The organism is Bacillus cereus group sp. BfR-BA-01430, assembly GCF_022663115.1.
GTDB classification, from domain to species: domain Bacteria; phylum Bacillota; class Bacilli; order Bacillales; family Bacillaceae_G; genus Bacillus_A; species Bacillus_A cereus_BD.
Genome location: NZ_JAKUEW010000004.1, coordinates 86,581 through 105,363 on the forward strand (window position 1 = coordinate 86,581; position 18,783 = coordinate 105,363).

The following is an 18,783-nucleotide window of genomic DNA, read 5'->3' on the forward strand; positions in this document are numbered from 1 at the left end:
AATCATCTATATGAATGCCTTACTTATGATCAATTTTATGTATTTGAATAATAAAGCTGCCCCTGTTACACTCGACATAATGTTGACATCTAACGTCTGAGTTTATGTAACATTCTGAATATTTATTATTAAAGTCAATACGAGAAAGTATATACTAATTTCTATAAATAGGAAATCCGAACGTTTATTCGTGATTTTACACTTCTTTCTTCCTAATTGTTCCATTTGAAAGAATAGATTTGTTAGGATTTTCGGATGTATATCATATTTATGTCAAGTTCACATAACGTCTCTTAGAAGAAGTCATTTTAAGATTCTACATATGGACTTTTTTCTTGTTCTTGCGAATAAACCACCACACTAAAGTTAGAAGTAGTAAGAAGAGCGGTATTGCTTGAATAAAGAAAAATCCTTTCCAAAAATCGAGCATAGTACTACCTGGGGAATCTGTTGCCATCCCACCTATAAAAAAAGACAACGGAATGGCAAGTATATTTATTCCTAAACCGATCATTACGAATGATAGATTTTTCTTCCTGATTTTTGGTAATGCAGCCATAATAAATAAAAATAATGCAGTACCAATTATAAGAAACGGTAATCCAAAATAAAATACAAAATATATTCCATAATACCCCTCCGTGATTTTAATTATATCATCAATAAGAGCAATTTTGGATGAATAGAATATTCATGTGAAGTTGACATAACGTCTCATTATCAGAAACGCTTATCATCAACAATCCCTGGCTTATCAATATTTTGTAAAATATCCTCTTCACCTACGTATGCAGTATTTTATTCATCCCATTCATTCTCTGTAAGTCAATCTAGAGAGTCATAAATAAATTGAAGAATTTTTTAATTATATTGGATAGATTTTCTAGATATATCGCAAGATAAGGGTAGTTTTCATGCAACATTGAATAAAAGAAAGGAGCTGTTCATGTTCTTTCGAAAGAATCAAAAAAAGGTTGATCAGCAACAACAAGTTTTACTTTCTTCGGATCTAGATGAAAATTTAGAGATTCTTCGCTCTATGTATCAGGATTGTTTTGATGTGGTTTTTCGTATGTTTTTGATTCGTGGACAAACGAGAGCAGTTCTTATTTATGTAGAGGGATTATCTAATGTTGAGGAGATTCATACTCATGTGCTCTCTCCGCTTATGTCGGAAGCAGAGGGGAACGGGCTTAGTCCACTGGAAGTGTTAGAAAAACAGATACATCTTTCAAAGACGAAAGAAATCAGGACATTTACAGATTGTATAGAGAATATCTCCAGCGGACACCCTGTACTTCTCGTGCACCAGGAAATGTCGGGGCTTGCGTTAGGGCTCGAGAAATGGGAAAAGCGTTCGATTGAAGAACCGGTGGCTGAGAATGTCGTACGAGGACCGCGTGAAGGTTTTGTGGAAACGTTGTCAGTTAACACCTCCTTACTTCGCAGAAGAATTAAAAGCCCGGCTTTCAAGATGAAATTAATACAAACCGGTCGCTATACGGATACTTCGGTTGTACTTGCTTATATAGAAGGACTTGCGAATGAATCACTAATTGAGGAAGTCGAAAGCCGATTGCGGCGCATTGACATAGATAGCATATTAGAAAGTGGTTATATCGAGGAATTGATTGAAGATAATCCTTATTCACCCTTTCCGCAACTTATTAATACAGAACGGCCGGATGTAGCTGCTGCTAATCTCTTAGAGGGACGTGTGGTGATTCTGGTGGATGGTACACCTTTTGTCTTAATTGCTCCGATTAGTTTCTTTTCCCTACTTCAATCGCCTGAAGATTATTACCAACGTTTCTTAATTAGTTCAGCCATTCGTCTGTTGCGCTTTGTGTTTATGATATTTTCTCTTGTTTTGCCTTCTATCTATGTAGCTGTATTAACGTATCATCAGGAAATGGTGCCGACATCTTTGCTGATCAGTATGGCATCTTCGCGGGAAACAGTTCCTTTTCCAGCTCTTATAGAAGCAATCATGATGGAGGTTACATTTGAAGCACTGCGCGAAGCGGGGATTCGACTTCCAAAACAGGTAGGAGCAGCTGTTAGTATTGTGGGTGCTTTAGTTATTGGGCAAGCTGCTGTTCAAGCTGGTCTCGTTTCCGCTCCGATGGTTATCGTTGTTGCGATTACAGGTATTTCCTCTTTTATGGTGCCGCATTATACACAAGGGATTGCGTTGCGGATGTTACGCTTTCCAATTATGTTTCTTGCCGGTTCTCTAGGATTACTTGGGGTGATGCTTGGGGTGATTGCAATCGTCGTTCACTTATGTACATTGCGCTCTTTTGGTATTCCGTATCTTACACCAATCGCTCCGATGAATGCACATGAGCTGAAAGATACTTTAATTCGAGCTCCGTGGTGGAAGATGAATACACGTCCCCATTTAACGAATGAATTCAATCGTTACCGACAGGCCTCTGGTCAAAAACCAAATCCAAGCGAAGGAGACGATTCATAGAGTAAAGATATGACGAGAAGGGTGTGAACAAGTATGAATCTCTTATCTCGGAACATCATAAACAGGTTTCTCATTCTTCTCTTTTTGTTAGCTAGTGTCTTACTTTCTGGTTGTTGGGACAGAAGAGAAGTGAATGACACGGCGCTAGTGTTAGGGACTGGCATTGATAAAGAAAAAGGGAAAAACATTAGGCTTACCGTTCAAATTTTGGTGCCTCGGGCTGTGAACGGAGGACAGTCCGAGGCAGGGGGAGGAAGTGGTGGAGGATCTCAAATTTTGGTAAGGTCTGCGATTGGAGAAAATATGGCGGATGCTGCGTCAAAGCTTCAAGCGAAATTTCCACGTAAGCTCTTTTGGGGGCACTGTAAAATATATATTTTCAGTAAAAAGTTTGCTAAAGAAGGGGATATTCATAAGCAAATTGACTTTTTACTTCGCCACCCAGAACCTCGGGAACGAGCTTATTTGTTCGTTAGTGATGGAGAAGCAATCGATCTTCTGAAGTTACAGCCACCTTTAGAGTCATATGTGGGAGAAGCGCTCCGAAAGTTATCAGAGCTACATATCGGTATAAATGTGACAGTGATAGATTTTGAACAGATGTTAATAAGTGAGGCAGGAGTGGCTCTACTACCTTTGATTAAAAAGCTACCACCAGTATCCCGAAAAAACAAAGATGAAACGATGGCTACTGTAGTTGGCACAGCTGTTTTTAAGAAAGATAAAATGATCGGTCGAATGAATACGAAGGTAACTAGAGGGATATTATGGTTACGAAATGAAATTCAAGAGAGTGTGGTGACAGTAAATCCCAAAAAAGGAGAATCCATCTCGTTAGATCCAGTTCGTCAAAAGACAAAGCTTCTTCCTACTATTGAGAATGGAAAGTGGAAAATTGTAGCGAGAGTTCAGTCAGAAGGTACAATTGTACAAAATGGAAGCCATCTTGACATTATGAGCCCCAAAATTGTGAAGAAGGTAGAAAAAGAATTAGAAAAAGATATTAAACAGTACATGAACCTAGCCTTGAAACAAGTGAAGAAGGGAATGAATGCGGACGCATTTGGTTTTGCAGATGCGTTTCACCGCAAATATCCAAAAGAATGGGAGTAAACATCGTTGGGATAAGCTCCTTCCGCAGGTGGATGTGAAGATTGTTATTAAAACGCGCGTACGCCGACCTGGTTTGTCTACCACACCAGTGGGAGTGAAAGAAAAAGAGGTCGAAAAGAAATGAAATGGCTAACAATAGCAGGAATAACAGTGTGCATGGCTGTCATTGCCTTATATGAGTGGCCAAAAATGAATCGGGATCAGAAAAAGGAGAAAGTGGCCTTTATCACCTTAACAGCGATCGGATACTTGCTCGCTATTCTCCTTTTGTTTTTTCCGGACATGTTAGGGCCTACGCAAATGGTTGAGGAGCTTTTTAAACCGCTTGGTAAACTGCTTGAGAAAAAGTAGGACAAAAAGGAGACAAGAAAATGGTCGAAAAAGGGAAAATTTCTGCGTTTCAGATGGCGCTTATCATCATACCGACAATCATTGCAACGGCTGTTCTTATTGTTCCAGCCATTACAAGTCAGCACGCAGAGCGCGATATGTGGATTTCGCCAATTTGGGCGTCCCTCAATGGTTTTTTTACTGTATTTGTCGTATATCAATTGCATAAGCGTTATCCAGAGGAATCGATTATACAATATAGTAAATATATCGTCGGCCGGATCCCAGGGAAGATCCTTGGGCTTGTCTATCTGTTCTTTATTTTGCATATATGCGGCATAATAACTAGGGAGTACGCAGATTTCGTTATTGGTTCTTTTTTACCTAAGACTCCAATCATTGTAGTGATTGGAAGCATGGTTCTAATTTGTGGGTTTGCGGTTCGAGGTGGTATAGAAGTATTAGGAAGGGCATCTCAACTGTTCGTTCCGCTATTTTTACTTCCACCTGTCCTTTTTTTCTTACTTATACCTGACTTAAAAATAGAGAATATGTTTCCGGTTATGGAGCATGGTATGCTGCCTTCAATCCTTGGTTCCACTGTACCGCAGGCTTGGTTCAGTGAAATTTCTCTTATCTCTATGCTACTTCCTTTTGTAACGGATCGTGAAAAAGGGAGAAAGTGGGGGATGATTTCGGTGTTTGTCGCTATGTTCATTCTGCTTTATGCTAATGTAATTGGAGTTTTGCTGTTTGGAGGAACAGTAATTAGTCATATATATCCGGTGTTTACTGCTTTTCGATACATTCGTGTTGCTACTTTTTTTGAACATCTTGAGTCAATTGTGATTATTCTTTGGGTGTTGGGAGTGTTCATCAAAATTTCCGTATTCTATTATGTACTTGTTCTCGGAACTGCTCAATGGCTGCATCTGTCTGACTACCGTCCCATAGTGTTTCCGCTTGGTTTTCTTGTCATACTATTTGGTATATGGGCATTTTCTAGCGGGCAGGAAATGACTCAATTTTTAGGGAATATTTCTCCTTTTTATATACCGTGCATGATGACGCTTATTCCAACAGTGCTGTTACTTATCACTTTCATTAGAAAAAAGAGGTCTTATACCATGAAAGAATAATATCGTATGTTCCTTAGGCAAAGGAGAAAAAGATATGAGGCAGGAAAAAATAGGATTTATGCAACTTTTTTATATTATGATGGCTTTCGAAGTAGGAAGTACAGTGATTTATGGATTAGGGGTAGAAGCGAAACAAGATGCTTGGTTAGTCGTTCTAGTCAGCATGTTCTGTGGTCTCGTTTTAATGTGGATATATACAAATTTATTCGAGTACTACTCGGGAGATACCCTTACACAAATGATTCCTAAAATTGTGGGCAAATTTATCGGTTATCCTTTGAGTGTAATCTATATTCTTTATTTTGTTTATATAGCCGCACGAGTATTGAGAGATTTCGGTGAACTTATAACGGGAACCTTCTTGCCGAAAACGCCTCTTATTATCGTTATCGGCAGTTTTATAGTTGTTATTGTGTATTGTTTATATGGTGGACTTGAAGTATTCGGACGTATGGGGGAGATATTCTTTCCTTTTCTGTTTCTTATTGCGATATTAACATGGGCTATTGTATACAGCTCTCAAGTTGTTGATGTAGAACAGCTCACACCTGTACTAGAAAAAGGGTTCGGACCAGTATGGAAGGCAGCCTTTCCTCTTACCATCACATTTCCATTCGGTGAAATGGTATTGTTTATGATGTTTTGGCCGGCATTACATGATCCGAGAGAGGCAAAGAAATTAGGGATGGTGGTGGTCCTTGTAGCGGGAATTTTATTAACTGTAAATATGATTAGTATTCTTTCCGTTCTAGGACCCAATTTAATTAGTATGAAAACATATCCACTGCTTACAATCGTGAGGATAGCATCTATTGGAAATCTAATTGAACGAATGGATGTAGCTATCATTATAACAATGATGGTCGGTGGATTTTTTAAAGTGGGATCGTTTTTATATGGTGCTGCAGTAGGAACTGCTCAATTGTTTAGATTGAAAAGCTATCGTTCTATAGTTGTTGTGTTTGGTGCAGTAGTAGTCCTGTTATCAATTATGGTTGCGACGAATTATATGGAGCATGAAGAAATTGGACTGAAGACGATTCCAATCTTTCTACATATTCCACTCCAAATTGTAATACCAGTTATTTTATTCGTTATCGCTACGATTCGGAAAAGGATACAGTCGTAAGTTGCGGTACAAGAAAGTAATTGAGCGGGCTATTTTATTTGCGATGGGAAAAATTAGATCTGATATGATAAATAAACAGGCGAGAAATGCAGCTTCAACTTCCGTAGAATATGTTTTTACTATAATATATAAGTATGAATAGGAAGAGGAGTTCTAAAGGAAATGAAGTTATTGCATATTGATCGCTTTATCGCAAGTATTTTACAATGGATTTTAAACATTGCACTTATTATATTATCTATTGTTTTAGCTATCTTTTTAGTGAATGAAACCATTACATTTATACAGTACATATTTTCAGCCAAAAAATTTACATCGTATAAGCTTGTTGAAAGCATTATTGTGTACTTTTTATATTTTGAGTTTATCGCGTTAATTATTAAGTATTTTAAGTCAAATTATCATTTTCCGTTACGTTATTTTATTTATATAGGAATTACAGCACTTATTCGCTTAATTATTGTTTCTCATGAAGAACCATTTGAAACGTTATTATATGCCGGATCAATTCTTATTTTAATAATCGCTTTATATATATCAAATTTGAGAGATTTAAAAAAACATTAAAAAAGTAGTGCAGACCGTGCGATTGGTTTGCACTACTTTTTTTGATATGATAAATCCAAATATGAAAAGGGAGAAGAAGAGGATATGGAAATATGTAAAGAGATTGTTGCGGAACGCCGAACGTATAGAGAGATTGAACATACGCATGCTCATAGCCATGCTCAGTTAATTTTACCTCTTCAAGGAGAACTTTCTATCACAGCAGGGTTACAAAATCTTCTCATTGACCAGCAGACGTTATTTTTTGTCCCTCCTGCATGCAATCATACTTTTTATTCCGCTGTACGCAATGAATTTTTAGTATTAGATATTCCTCATTTCATGATCCCTGAAGGAAATATGCAGAGGACAGGGATTTCACATGCGTTCGATAAACAGTGGAAAGGTATTCGTTATCTCATTTTAAATGAAATAGAACAAGAACAATCTTCCTTGAAAGAACTCTATCCATATATTTCGCGCTACCTATTTAAAGAGCGGCAGCCGAAGTCTATTCAATATATTCATGAACATTATCATAAAAATATAACTGTGCAACAATTAGCGGCGATTGAGCACTATAATCGTTCTTATTATTCGGAGTGGTTTCTAAAAGAAACAGGAAAATCTCCATCGGTATATATACAGGAAGTTCGCCTCAATAAAGCAAAAGAATTATTGCGAAATACAAATTTATCTATCTTACATATTGCCATACAAGTTGGATTAGAGCATCAGTCTTCTTTAACTCGTTTGTTCCAAAAGTATGAGGGGATGTCACCAAGTCAATATCGCAAAGGTGATTGGGAAGTTGTAACGAATATATGACATATAGATAAAAACAGCTGATTTTTGGTGAAACATCTTTTATTTTATTTGTCTAAAATGTAGGTAAGTATTTCAAAAATTGGGGGTAATATATATGGCAACGATTGAAGACTTTATGAAATTAGATATCCGCATCGGAACGATTGTAGAAGCAGAGCCATTTCCAGAAGCGCGGAAGCCTGCGATAAAATTACAAGTTGATTTTGGAGAAGAAGTGGGGATGAAACAATCTTCAGCCCAAATTACGAAAAGATATGAGCCGGAAGAGTTAATTGGTAGACAGGTCATTGGAGTTGTGAACTTTCCACCAAGACGAATTGCGGGATTTAAATCAGAGGTGTTACTAATAGGTGGTGTTCCAGAAGAAGGGGATGTTGTGCTTTTAAAACCTGATGAGCTAGTTCCAAATGGAACACCAATTGCTTAAAATAATAAGCAAATTATACGACAATTCTCTGTATGAATAAGGGTATAAATAAAGCTTCACGACTCGGGCTGTTACTTCCTTAAAATAGCAGAATAAATCAGATAATGTAATGGTTGCAATTTCCTGTATGCTTTTATGAAATCAACACAATCTAGTACTGGGTGAAAATACGATTCCATATGGAAGTTCAAAATGGAGGATAATCAATGAAACATATTGTTGCTTTATTGATTAAGTATATGGCAATTAGTGCTGTATTGCTTATGGTACTAGGTATTTTCTGGGAGGTTTCAGTTCCTAGAGTTTTGTTTATCTCATTAGTCATTACAGGAGCAGCCTATGTAATTGGAGATTTATTTGTTCTGTCTAAGTATGGAAACACAGTTGCTACTATTGTTGATTTCGGTTTAAGTTTTTTCGGAATTTGGGTATTAGCATATCTTCTTACAGGTATTGATGCAACTCGGAGTCTTACTGCATCTTCGTTTTGGGCAGCACTTCTGATTGGCATAGTAGAAGTGTTCTTCCACATATATATGAAGAGAATGGTTTTACAGGAAGAAGAGCATGTGCTGAATTCTCCTAAGAAGTATCGAGGAACATATGCTACAGAGTTTTCAGATGAATATATAGATCGTTCTAAAATAAGAAAAGAACGATTGCTTGAAAAAGTAGAGAATCATAAGAAGGAATAGAAAGGAAAAGGGATGGTAGTTGTTACCACCCCTTTTATTTTTATAAACTACCTATTTTTATTCCGATACATGCAAGTATGATTCCGATGATATAGGTTGCTCCTATGTACAAGAACCCAGTTCCACACTTCTTATTTGTAAAAAGCTGAATGGATTCTAATTTAAAAGTAGAAAATGTAGTGAAAGCTCCCATAAAGCCTGTTCCTAGCAGCAATTGCCAACTTTTATCGATGCCTTTTCCGACGATGAATCCGAGCAAGAAAGCGCCTGTTATATTGATAAGGAATGTGGCAAGTGGGAAAGAGGTTTTATTTCTTTTCTTAAACCAATTGCTTATATAAAAGCGTGTAATCGCACCGAAGAAGCCGCCAATAGCGACGAGTAATGCATAATATTCTGGCATTGTTTAGTCCCCCTTTTTCGTTATAGCGGCGCGCTTTGTAAATAAGACAGTTCCTAATTTGTATCCCATACTAGACATGAAAAGTCCACCGAATATGCTGCAGAGTACATATACGATAGCAATCGACCACGCTGATTGGTTGATTAATTTCATTGTCTCGACACTAAAGGTAGAAAATGTAGTAAAAGATCCTACAAATCCTGTTCCAATCCCCGTAACGACCTCTGAAGGAAAAATGTTTAGACGAGAAATATAAGTGGTAATCCAGCTTAATAAAAAGCATCCAATCAAATTAATAAATAGTGTAGCAAGTGGAAAGGAATGCTGCCACAATACATCAATACTTAGTCCTAAATAATATCGTGAAAGAGCACCTAATACCCCAGCTAACCCAACAATAAGATAGACCATTTTCTTCACCTCTCTCTTAGTTTGCTCAAAAAAAAATAGACTCCTACCAGTGTGTATCCTGGTAGGAGTCATTAGCTAAGCAGCGGTTGTGGCGAACTCCATCGCCGTATTCATTCCATTTACTAGTGTACTAAATATTTTGGTGATTTCCAATAAGTACGCATAGATTTTTTTCATCTAGAGTGGAAAGGGCAATGATCAGAAATATTTATGAAAATAAATTGCTTTTCTCGTCTTTATCTGTCAAGCTTAAGGTAAGAAAATACTGTAGAGAAAGAAATATATAGGTGAATAATATGATTGAAATTAAGACATCTGCACTTAGTAGTGGGGAATTTAATCGAGGGGTATTTGCAACACGTGATATAAAAAAAGGTGAGCTATTGCATGAAGCGCCAGTTATTTCTTATCCAAACGAAGAACATATATTTATTGAAAAAACGTTACTTGCCGATTATGCATTTGAGTACGGGGTGAATCATTCAGCGATTCTATTAGGATATGGTATGCTGTTTAACCATGCATATCGTCCGAATGCCACATACGAAATCAATTTTGACAATCATACATTCGATTTCTATGCTTATACAGATATAAAAGCAGGGGAAGAGATATTGATTAATTATAACGGTGACGTTGATGACGATGAGTTATTATGGTTCGATAAGGAAAAAGAAGAAAATCAATCATGAAGAACAAAAGCACATTCTAGTGGATGTGCTTTTGTTGTGGAATAAAAATATTATTTTTTGAAACCAAATAGTAGTTCAGCGCATCTAATACAATGAAAGGAGAGATACGATGGATGAGATAAAGTGAAACTTTAATCAGTGGGGGGCTTCATCCCTCACTGATTATGAGCCCTCACCAATCGGTCTGTTACGGGCAGCCCTACTCCCACCTATCTTCTTTGCTTCTCTCTGAATCTTGAGGTGGGAGTCTTACTGCCCTAAAATAGTGGGGTAAAATTAGTGAAAAAAGCAAAAAAAGGTAATGATGAAGCTTTTGAACAGTTGATCCGTTTATATCAAAATCAGCTATATCGCACCGCTTACTTATATGTAGGGAATAAAGAAGATGCGCTAGACGTTGTACAAGAGACTGTATATAAGGCGTATTTGTCTATCGAACAATTAAAGAAACCAAACTATTTTATTGCAATGCGACCCTCATCAAAGCAAGAAAGTTAGGTGCCATAATTAGTAGTGTGCGAAGAAAATCCTGAGTGATGTAAGTGTTACTTTATTACGCTAAAGTTACAAATTTGAAATATATGGAGTTTCGACCTATTTGGGTTGCTTTATTGAGAAATATATATTTTAATATGAGTGGCACACCTTATAAAATAACAGATTTATAAGGTATGAAACTGAGATTGGAATCTTGTATAATCACAGAGTAGTTTTGTGGGGAAATATGCCTTAATGAGTAAGATTTTTTTATCTGTTGCATGATTTCCAATTAGACGTTTATAGCTTATCTACCACGTTATGTTGTTTCTTAACATATCTTTTTAGTGGGGATATGATTGCCCGTCATAAGCGGGGAAAAAAGAATATAGAAATAGAGGAATCGGATCATGAATATGCAAGAGGTTTATAAATACTTAAGTGAAATATTACCAGAGAATCATGTGAAACAAGATGAAATGTTGAAAAATCATACGCACATCAAAGTCGGAGGCAAGGCGGATGTGTTTATCATGCCTACTAGTTATACGGAAATTCAAAAGGTTGTAAAATATGCAAGCGAGCACAATATTCCCATTACATTTTTAGGAAATGGCTCTAATGTCATTATAAAAGATGGAGGTATCCGCGGGATTACATTAAGCTTAACTCATATAACGGATATTACTGTGCAAGGAACATCAATCATAGCACAAAGTGGTGCGGCGATTATTGATGTTTCGAGAGCAGCGCTAGAACATTCTTTAACAGGCCTTGAGTTTGCATGTGGTATTCCTGGTTCTGTGGGCGGTGCTTTATATATGAATGCTGGTGCATATGGTGGTGAGATCTCCTATGTATTAACAAAGGCACTTGCGATGACAGAAGCGGGAGAGCTTATCACTCTTACAAAAGATGACTTTGAATTTGGATATCGTAAAAGCACATTTGCTAATAATCATTACATTATATTGGAAGGTACATTTGAGCTTGAAAAAGGTAATTACGCAGAGATTAAAGCGAAAATGGATGATCTGACATATAAAAGAGAATCTAAGCAACCGTTAGAATATCCTTCATGTGGTAGTGTGTTCAAACGTCCACCGAATCACTTTGCGGGAAAATTAATTCAAGACTCTGGACTGCAAGGAAAGAGAATCGGTGGTGTAGAAGTTTCTACAAAACATGCTGGATTTATGGTCAATGTTGATAACGGAACAGCGCAAGATTATATCGATTTAATTCATTTTGTGCAAAAAACAGTGGAAGAGAAGTTTGGTGTAAAGTTAGAAAGAGAAGTAAGAATTATTGGGGAAGATTTATAATTATATCAAAATAATAATTTCTCGTATAATCTTGAAAGAACTCTTTTTTTGTAGGAAATGAATGAGGGGTGTCCCAAAAGGATACGCTACCAAAAAATATAAAAATAGAAACATTGATATATCAACGTTTTTAACCTAAAAAACAGTGGCATATCATTAATAATTCGACTTATGAGATAGCTCTTTTATTCTTTACTATCACAAAAATAAAATGTGAATATTTTTAAAACATTTTACCATAGAATTGACAATAAAATTTTAATTCACTATAATGACTATAATTTAACATAACAAATACGTTGAAAGAGCCCAGTAGCAGTTTGTCACTGTTATCGAGAAAGCTAGGGGCTGCTGGAACCTAGCACAAACAAACTTGTGAATTACACTCTGGAGTATCTTAGGTAATGCTAAGCGGAGTAGCGACCGATACGATTGCTGAGAGTGGCATGAATAGGATACAATCAGTACTATTTGTGCAATACGGGTGGTAACACGGTTAAGAATCGTCCCTATGTCTAGTGTAGACATAGGGACTTTTTATATTCTTAAGAATTTCAGATAAGAAAAAGAAAACGAAAAAGGAGCTAGAAAAACATGAATATCATTGATGAATTAGAATGGCGCGACGCTATCAATCAACAAACAGATGCAGAAGGGTTACGAAAACTAGTAGAAGAGAAAAAAATTTCCTTGTACTGTGGTGTAGATCCAACTGGTGATAGTATGCATATTGGGCATTTGATTCCGTTTATGATGATGAAACGATTCCAATTAGCAGGGCATCATCCGATTATTCTAATTGGAGGAGCAACTGGAACAATTGGAGATCCAAGTGGACGACAAACAGAACGTCAACTACAAACATTAGAACAAGTACAACATAATGTCGATGCATTAACAGCTCAAATGAAGAAACTATTCGATTTTGGTGGTAACAGCGAAGTGAAGATGGTAAACAATTACGATTGGACACATCAAGTGAACATTATTGAGTTTTTACGTGACTACGGTAAAAACTTCAGTGTAAATAATATGTTGGCAAAAGATATTGTAGCGAGTCGTTTGGATACTGGTATTTCATTCACTGAATTTACATACCAAATTCTTCAAGCGATGGATTTCCATCATTTGTACAAAGAAGAAGGTGTACAGTTACAAATCGGTGGTGGTGACCAATGGGGTAACATTACAGGTGGATTAGATTTGATTCGTAGATTAGAAGGGCATGAGGCAAAAGTATTTGGTTTAACAATTCCATTATTATTAAAATCTGATGGTACGAAATTTGGGAAAACAGCAGGTGGAGCAATTTGGCTAGATCCTGAAAAAACAACACCGTTTGAATTTTATCAATTTTGGGTAAATACTGATGATCGTGATGTCATTAAGTACTTGAAATTCTTCACATTCTTAACAAAAGATATTATTGATGAATTAGCAGTTAAAGTTCAAACTGAACCGCATAAACGTGAAGCGCAAAAAGTATTAGCAGAAGAAATGACAAAATTTGTTCATGGTGAGAAAGCATTCTTACAAGCGGTAAAAATTACACAAGCTTTATTTAGCGGGGATATTAAATCATTAACCGCTGATGAAATTGAACAAGGTTTTAAAGATATGCCAACTTTCCATGCTAAAAAGGAAACAAAAAATATTGTTGAATGGTTAGTCGATTTAGGAATTGAACCTTCTAGACGTCAAGCAAGGGAGGATATTAATAATGGCGCGATTCTAATGAATGGAGATAAAGTAACAGATGTAAATACAGATGTTACAATGGAAAATTCATTTGATGGAAGATTTGTTATTATCCGTAAAGGGAAAAAGAATTACAGCTTAGTGAAATTAGGAGAATAATTGTTAGCATAGAGTGGAAGCGAGGAGATTAATTATGCTTACATCGTGGGAAAGGTCAGTCGAATTAGCATATTTTAATCACCGTGTCATAGCAGAAATTAATAAGACGCAGCAAGTGAATTGGTTATTGATTGATTTCGGACTAGACAATATAGGTAAAGAAGAGATTAATGAGGCGTTAGATAGAATGTTACTTGCTTTTAATCGCCTGTTTAAGTACAAATCAGTACAACAAGTTCATCTAGGATATTTTCGGATGTTGGATATTTTAAAACAAGGAGATGTGTATCATCCGAGAATTCACATTCTTGTTCCGATGATGAAAAGCTACTTTCAAGGAAGATATTATATTAAACGTAGTGAGTGGTCCTCTTTATGGAGCAGATCACTAGGAACTACAGAAAGTCTATATGTAAAAGTAAAAACAATAAAAGAAAAAGAACAGTGTGAATTTTATTCTGAGAAATTGTTAAATTTTCGTGAACAGGAAAATGAATCTTCTTCTGTGAAAAGTAAAATAATTACACCTAGACGTTTCATTGGATATAGTAAATTGCTAAAAAATGTAGCGGATCAGTTAAAGGGTGGAAAATCTTTGTATTTAGATATGGATAAATTTTGTATAAATGATGCAGTTGCGAATCAAGCGTTAATCAATATGCTTACATGGCACCCAGGTCTAAGAGAAGAGGTGGGAAATTCACTTATAAAATAAAATGTTAAGAAAAGAGTGATTTTTTCACTCTTTTTTATTATATACAAAATGAATAAAAATTAAATAAGATGTATATTTAATGGTACTTGTTTTATTAATTAAAGATTTAATGTTTTAATTGATAAAAGCGTTAAACCTTTAATGCTTTAAATAATAAGTTTTTATAAATATATTATTTTTATTGATATATCAGTGTTTGTTTAGATATTGACAAAACAAAAATACAGGAGTAAACTGGCGTCGTAAGTTGATTTGTATAATTATTCACAAATGAATTTTTATATTTTTTGACTAGTGCTCTTATAAGGAAAATGATTATTTTGTGAATAATATCTTTTTGTTAGTCTGATGAAATGTAATGGGATGTATTCTGCAAAATAATAAAATCTTCGAAAAAGAAGGAGTGATAGATCTATCAAGTTTCGAGCAGATTTCTTGTTTTAATACCCTAGTTTTTAAATATGTATTTTCTTTGAAAACTAGCGTATTAGTTCAGGTTATAAGTCTATGGTACGAATTCTATAAAAACTAAATAAAGGAAAGAAGGATATCGTTATGGCCAAGGCAAAAAAATTAACTCTGTTTGGGTTAATCGGCATTACAATGGCATTTTTCGGTACTGTACGTAGTGTGCCAACACTTTCCATTACAGGGTGGACACAAATATTTTATATGTTAATTGCTGCGATTGTATTTGCGCTACCAATTGCCCTCATGTCTGCTGAACTTTCGACAGGATTTCCTGAAGAAGGTGGCCCGCAAGTTTGGGTGAGAAATGCATTAGGTGAAAAATGGGGATTTGTTACTTCATGGTTATTATGGGTTCAGATGTTTTTTGGAATGGTAATGGTTTCGTCAACAGTTGGCGTATTACTAGGTTATGTCATTGATAAACCAGAGCTATCTTCAAACAACTACTTTATCTTTGCAGTAATCCTCATTTCATATTGGGGAGTAACGCTATTAAATTTAAAATTTGACATGGTTAAAGTAGCAGGAAACTGGGGCGCTGTTATTGGTGTATACATTCCATTTGTTATTCTTGTTGTTCTTGGTGTTATTTATATGATAAAAAATGGAATCCAACCAAATAGTTATTTAGGCGATTTTAAACCAACTGATTTAATTCCTAACTTCAAAGATTTAGGTAGTTTAACATATTTGTCAGGGATCATCTTTATTTTTGCTGGTGTAGAGATTTCATCTGTACATGCTAATAATATTGAAAATCCAAAACGCAACTATCCTGTTGCTGTTATTGCTTCTGTTATTTTATTAGTCATTTTCAATATCATCGCTGGTTTAACGGTTTCTAATGCAGTGCCGCGTGGACAGCTAGAATTAGCAAATATTACACAACCGTACTTAATCTTCTGTGAAGATTTAGGTATTCCATCAATTTTTGTTAACATTATTTCTGCAATGATTTTAATTGGTGTGTTAGTGCAGTTAAGTGCATGGGTGCTTGGACCAAGTAAATCAATGATTAAAGTGGCAGAGGAAGGGAATTTACCTAAATTCTTCCAAAAGAGAACGAAGAAAAACATTCCGATTACTTTCGTAATGATTCAAGCAATTGTTATTTCACTAGTATCTTTCTTATATGTAGTCGTTCCTGATGTGAATAGTGCATTCTTAATTATTACAATCACAACGACAATTCTATATTGTGTCGTATATGCTTTAATTGCTATTTCTGCTATTCGTTTACGTTATAGCATGCCTAATGTGAAACGACCATTTAGATTAGGCAGCAAAGGAAATGGATTAATGTGGTTCGTATCTATTTTCTCAATGATAGGTATTGTTCTAACGATTATTGTAAGTTTGATTCCACCTTCCATTTTAAAACCAAGCCAATATACAGGCTATGTGATTTACCAAGTGGTTGCTACAGTAGTTATGATCGGCATTGCTCTTATCATTAACAAATGTAAGAAACCAGAGTGGAAAAAAGAAGAGAAGAACGAGGAATACTTGAAACAAGCTAATTAAATCAATCTAAAATTCTTTATAAATAAATATACTTATGTGAGTGGAGGAAATAAAAATGAAATATGAAATGCCAGATATTAATTTAAAAGCGTTATTCTTAGGAGATAAAGGTGAAAATGTCGATTTATTCAAAGAGTTATTAATGAAAATGGTAGATGAACATGTTGGTTGGAGACAAAATTACATGCCACAAGATTTACCTGTTATTACACCTCAGGATAAACATTCTCAAAGTTTCCAAGCAACTGCCGATCATATTCGTAGTGTATTTAATGTACTATCTTCAAAATTACGTACACAGTCATTACCTTGGCATGCTGCAGGCCGCTTTTGGGGGCATATGAACTCTGAAACATTAATGCCATCTATTATTGCTTATACTGCTGCAATGCTATGGAATGGTAATAACGTAGCTTATGAATCATCACCAGCTACGTCTCAAATGGAAGAGGAAGTTGGACATGAATTTGCCGCACTTATGAGTTATAAAAAAGGTGAAAGTTGGGGCCATATTTGTGCAGATGGTTCTATCGCTAACTTAGAGGGATTATGGTATGCGCGAAACATGAAATCATTACCTCTAGCAATTAAAGAAGTAGCTCCTGAGTTTGTAGAAGGAAAGTCTGAATGGGAATTACTAAATATGTCTACGGAAGATATTTTAAGTATTTTAGATCAAATTCCTGAAAAAATGGATGAGATCAAAGCTCATTCTGCACGTAATGGTGCAAACTTGCAAAAACTAGGGAAATGGTTAATTCCACAAACAAAACATTATTCTTGGTTAAAAGCTGCTGATATTATCGGTGTAGGTCTTGATTGTGTAGAGCAAGTAGAGGTAGATAATCATTATCGTATGGATATTAACAAATTAGAAGAAAAAATTCGTGAATTAGCAGCGCAAGAAATTCCAGTTCTTGGTGTTGTTGGGGTGATTGGGACAACAGAAGAAGGGCAAGTTGACCGCATTGATAAAATGGTAGAGCTTCGTGAGAGATTAGCTGAAGAAGGTATCTATTTCTATATCCATGTTGATGCTGCATATGGTGGTTATGCTCGGTCTATTTTCTTAGATGAAAATAATCAATTTATCGAATGGGACCAATTGGAAAAAGTATATGCAAAACATAAAATTTTCACTGAAAAATGTGATTGGTTAACAAAAGAGGTATATCATTCATTTAAAGCGATGAATCAAGCAGAAACAATTACAATTGATCCACACAAAATGGGATATATCCCTTATTCTGCAGGCGGTATTGTTATTAAAGATATTCGAATGCGTGATGTAATTTCTTACTTTGCGACTTATGTATTCGAAAAAGGTGCAGATATTCCAGCGTTATTAGGTGCTTATATGTTAGAAGGGTCTAAAGCAGGGGCAACTGCAGCAGCAGTTTGGACAGCTCATAAAGTATTACCGCTTAATGTGACTGGTTATGGGAAATTGATTGGTGCAAGTATTGAAGGAGCGTATCGCTTCTATGATTTCTTAAAAGGAAAAGAATTTAAAGTTGGAGATAAAACGATTCATGTGTATCCATTAACAAAACCAGACTTTAATATGGTTGACTATGTATTTAATGAAGAAGGTAATACAGATTTAGAAAAAATGAACAAGTTAAATCATGATTTCTTTGATCAAGCGTCTTATGTGAAAGGCGGCTTATATAATAATGAATTTATTACATCTCATACAGACTTTGCGATTCCGGATTACGGAAATAGCCCACTGCCATTTGTGAAGAGTCTTGGATTTAGTGAGAGTGAATGGGATCGTGAAGGAAAAGTTACAGTACTTCGTGCTTGTGCATTATCTCCATACGCTCACGATAAAGATGTATTTGAAGAATATGCTGTTAAGATGGAGAAGGGAATCCAAGAAAAACTTGAAAGAATCTACAATGTAGTAGAATAAGAGTAGGAATGCATAACATTAAAAAATGTTATGCATTCACCTTTATATTGTTAGCCCTGTTTGGCATGGTGCATATTATCCCGCTATTTTAGGGCAGTAAGACTCCCCACCTCAAGATGCAGAGAGAAGCAAGGAAGATAGGTGGGAGTAGGGCTGCCCGTAACAGCCCGATTGGTGAGGGCTCATAATCAGTGGGGGATGAAGAAAACCCCACTGATTAAAGTTTCACTTTATAAAGCTAATCTACGTTAAGTAGTTCAGAACAATCACTCCTATTTTTAGATAAATAAAAAGGGCATAAATG

18 protein-coding genes, 1 pseudogene, 1 riboswitch and 1 other annotated feature are annotated in these 18,783 nt (G+C 35.7%); of the genes and pseudogenes, 16 read left to right on the forward strand and 3 right to left on the reverse strand.

What is annotated here, in order from left to right; translation table 11 throughout:
* Positions 1–316 precede the first annotated feature (316 nt).
* Positions 317–646, reverse strand: coding sequence for a hypothetical protein (locus MR058_RS10300; RefSeq protein WP_396021437.1), 330 nt, complete (start codon positions 644–646; stop codon positions 317–319).
* Between the two features lie 300 nt (positions 647–946).
* Between MR058_RS10300 and MR058_RS10305 the strand changes: the two genes are divergently transcribed.
* The 9 genes from MR058_RS10305 to MR058_RS10345 all read left to right on the forward strand — a co-directional run bounded on the left by MR058_RS10305 (position 947) and on the right by MR058_RS10345 (position 8,686).
* Positions 947–2,479, forward strand: a complete 1,533-nt coding sequence (locus MR058_RS10305) for a spore germination protein (RefSeq protein ID WP_242143925.1) — start codon at positions 947–949, stop codon at positions 2,477–2,479.
* Between the two features lie 84 nt (positions 2,480–2,563).
* Positions 2,564–3,592, forward strand: a complete 1,029-nt coding sequence (locus MR058_RS10310; RefSeq protein WP_242143926.1) for a Ger(x)C family spore germination protein — start codon at positions 2,564–2,566, stop codon at positions 3,590–3,592.
* Between the two features lie 120 nt (positions 3,593–3,712).
* Entirely contained in the window at positions 3,713–3,943 is a 231-nt protein-coding gene (locus MR058_RS10315; RefSeq protein WP_242143927.1) for a hypothetical protein, read from the forward strand.
* 20 nt (positions 3,944–3,963) lie between these two features.
* Positions 3,964–5,061, forward strand: coding sequence for a GerAB/ArcD/ProY family transporter (locus MR058_RS10320; protein WP_242143928.1), 1,098 nt, complete (start codon positions 3,964–3,966; stop codon positions 5,059–5,061).
* Between the two features lie 34 nt (positions 5,062–5,095).
* Positions 5,096–6,190 (forward strand): GerAB/ArcD/ProY family transporter, encoded by a 1,095-nt coding sequence (locus tag MR058_RS10325; RefSeq protein ID WP_242143930.1) that lies wholly within the window; start codon positions 5,096–5,098, stop codon positions 6,188–6,190.
* 162 nt (positions 6,191–6,352) lie between these two features.
* Positions 6,353–6,757, forward strand: a complete 405-nt coding sequence (gene psiE / locus MR058_RS10330; RefSeq protein WP_242143932.1) for a phosphate-starvation-inducible protein PsiE — start codon at positions 6,353–6,355, stop codon at positions 6,755–6,757.
* Between the two features lie 84 nt (positions 6,758–6,841).
* Entirely contained in the window at positions 6,842–7,564 is a 723-nt protein-coding gene (locus MR058_RS10335) for a helix-turn-helix transcriptional regulator (protein WP_242143934.1), read from the forward strand.
* A gap of 94 nt (positions 7,565–7,658) precedes the next feature.
* On the forward strand, positions 7,659–7,991 hold the full coding sequence (csaA, locus tag MR058_RS10340; RefSeq protein WP_242143935.1) for a chaperone CsaA: 333 nt from the start codon (positions 7,659–7,661) through the stop codon (positions 7,989–7,991).
* A gap of 206 nt (positions 7,992–8,197) precedes the next feature.
* Complete coding sequence (locus MR058_RS10345; protein ID WP_242143936.1) at positions 8,198–8,686, forward strand: YndM family protein; 489 nt, start codon at positions 8,198–8,200, stop codon at positions 8,684–8,686.
* A 40-nt stretch (positions 8,687–8,726) separates the two neighbouring features.
* Here the strand turns inward: MR058_RS10345 and crcB (MR058_RS10350) are convergent, their stop codons facing one another.
* Entirely contained in the window at positions 8,727–9,089 is a 363-nt protein-coding gene (crcB, locus tag MR058_RS10350; RefSeq protein ID WP_242143937.1) for a fluoride efflux transporter CrcB, read from the reverse strand.
* A 3-nt stretch (positions 9,090–9,092) separates the two neighbouring features.
* Positions 9,093–9,500, reverse strand: a complete 408-nt coding sequence (gene crcB / locus MR058_RS10355) for a fluoride efflux transporter CrcB (RefSeq protein ID WP_242143938.1) — start codon at positions 9,498–9,500, stop codon at positions 9,093–9,095.
* Between the two features lie 55 nt (positions 9,501–9,555).
* A riboswitch (Fluoride riboswitch) is annotated at positions 9,556–9,615 on the reverse strand.
* 181 nt (positions 9,616–9,796) lie between these two features.
* On the opposite strand from crcB (MR058_RS10355), the gene MR058_RS10360 reads away from it, so the two are divergent.
* The 7 genes and pseudogenes from MR058_RS10360 to tdc all read left to right on the forward strand — a co-directional run bounded on the left by MR058_RS10360 (position 9,797) and on the right by tdc (position 18,479).
* Positions 9,797–10,192, forward strand: coding sequence for an SET domain-containing protein (locus MR058_RS10360; protein WP_242143939.1), 396 nt, complete (start codon positions 9,797–9,799; stop codon positions 10,190–10,192).
* Between the two features lie 279 nt (positions 10,193–10,471).
* Positions 10,472–10,657, forward strand: a pseudogene (locus tag MR058_RS10365) (sigma factor); the annotation flags it as partial.
* Between the two features lie 422 nt (positions 10,658–11,079).
* Positions 11,080–11,994, forward strand: coding sequence for a UDP-N-acetylmuramate dehydrogenase (gene murB, locus MR058_RS10370; protein WP_242143940.1), 915 nt, complete (start codon positions 11,080–11,082; stop codon positions 11,992–11,994).
* Between the two features lie 290 nt (positions 11,995–12,284).
* Positions 12,285–12,508 (forward strand) — a binding site (T-box leader).
* Positions 12,509–12,588: 80 nt separating this feature from the next.
* Positions 12,589–13,851, forward strand: a complete 1,263-nt coding sequence (tyrS, locus tag MR058_RS10375) for a tyrosine--tRNA ligase (protein WP_242143941.1) — start codon at positions 12,589–12,591, stop codon at positions 13,849–13,851.
* A gap of 34 nt (positions 13,852–13,885) precedes the next feature.
* Positions 13,886–14,566 carry a protein rep gene (locus tag MR058_RS10380; RefSeq protein ID WP_242143942.1) on the forward strand — a complete coding sequence of 227 codons (681 nt, stop codon included), beginning with the start codon at positions 13,886–13,888 and terminating at the stop codon, positions 14,564–14,566.
* Between the two features lie 555 nt (positions 14,567–15,121).
* Positions 15,122–16,561 carry a tyrosine-tyramine antiporter gene (gene tyrP / locus MR058_RS10385; protein WP_242143944.1) on the forward strand — a complete coding sequence of 480 codons (1,440 nt, stop codon included), beginning with the start codon at positions 15,122–15,124 and terminating at the stop codon, positions 16,559–16,561.
* Positions 16,562–16,616: 55 nt separating this feature from the next.
* Positions 16,617–18,479 carry a tyrosine decarboxylase gene (tdc, locus tag MR058_RS10390; RefSeq protein ID WP_242143946.1) on the forward strand — a complete coding sequence of 621 codons (1,863 nt, stop codon included), beginning with the start codon at positions 16,617–16,619 and terminating at the stop codon, positions 18,477–18,479.
* The last annotated feature ends 304 nt before the right edge of the window (positions 18,480–18,783 follow it).

Coding starts and splice junctions, on each gene's coding strand:
- tyrS (WP_242143941.1), top strand. CDS start 12,589: ATGAATATCATTGATGAATTAGAATGGCGCGACGCTATCAATCAACAA.
- MR058_RS10360 (WP_242143939.1), top strand. CDS start 9,797: ATGATTGAAATTAAGACATCTGCACTTAGTAGTGGGGAATTTAATCGA.
- MR058_RS10315 (WP_242143927.1), top strand. CDS start 3,713: ATGAAATGGCTAACAATAGCAGGAATAACAGTGTGCATGGCTGTCATT.
- MR058_RS10320 (WP_242143928.1), top strand. CDS start 3,964: ATGGTCGAAAAAGGGAAAATTTCTGCGTTTCAGATGGCGCTTATCATC.
- MR058_RS10305 (WP_242143925.1), top strand. CDS start 947: ATGTTCTTTCGAAAGAATCAAAAAAAGGTTGATCAGCAACAACAAGTT.
- psiE (WP_242143932.1), top strand. CDS start 6,353: ATGAAGTTATTGCATATTGATCGCTTTATCGCAAGTATTTTACAATGG.
- murB (WP_242143940.1), top strand. CDS start 11,080: ATGAATATGCAAGAGGTTTATAAATACTTAAGTGAAATATTACCAGAG.
- crcB (WP_242143938.1), bottom strand. CDS start 9,500: ATGGTCTATCTTATTGTTGGGTTAGCTGGGGTATTAGGTGCTCTTTCA.
- MR058_RS10380 (WP_242143942.1), top strand. CDS start 13,886: ATGCTTACATCGTGGGAAAGGTCAGTCGAATTAGCATATTTTAATCAC.
- MR058_RS10335 (WP_242143934.1), top strand. CDS start 6,842: ATGGAAATATGTAAAGAGATTGTTGCGGAACGCCGAACGTATAGAGAG.
- tdc (WP_242143946.1), top strand. CDS start 16,617: ATGAAATATGAAATGCCAGATATTAATTTAAAAGCGTTATTCTTAGGA.
- MR058_RS10325 (WP_242143930.1), top strand. CDS start 5,096: ATGAGGCAGGAAAAAATAGGATTTATGCAACTTTTTTATATTATGATG.
- tyrP (WP_242143944.1), top strand. CDS start 15,122: ATGGCCAAGGCAAAAAAATTAACTCTGTTTGGGTTAATCGGCATTACA.
- csaA (WP_242143935.1), top strand. CDS start 7,659: ATGGCAACGATTGAAGACTTTATGAAATTAGATATCCGCATCGGAACG.
- MR058_RS10345 (WP_242143936.1), top strand. CDS start 8,198: ATGAAACATATTGTTGCTTTATTGATTAAGTATATGGCAATTAGTGCT.
- crcB (WP_242143937.1), bottom strand. CDS start 9,089: ATGCCAGAATATTATGCATTACTCGTCGCTATTGGCGGCTTCTTCGGT.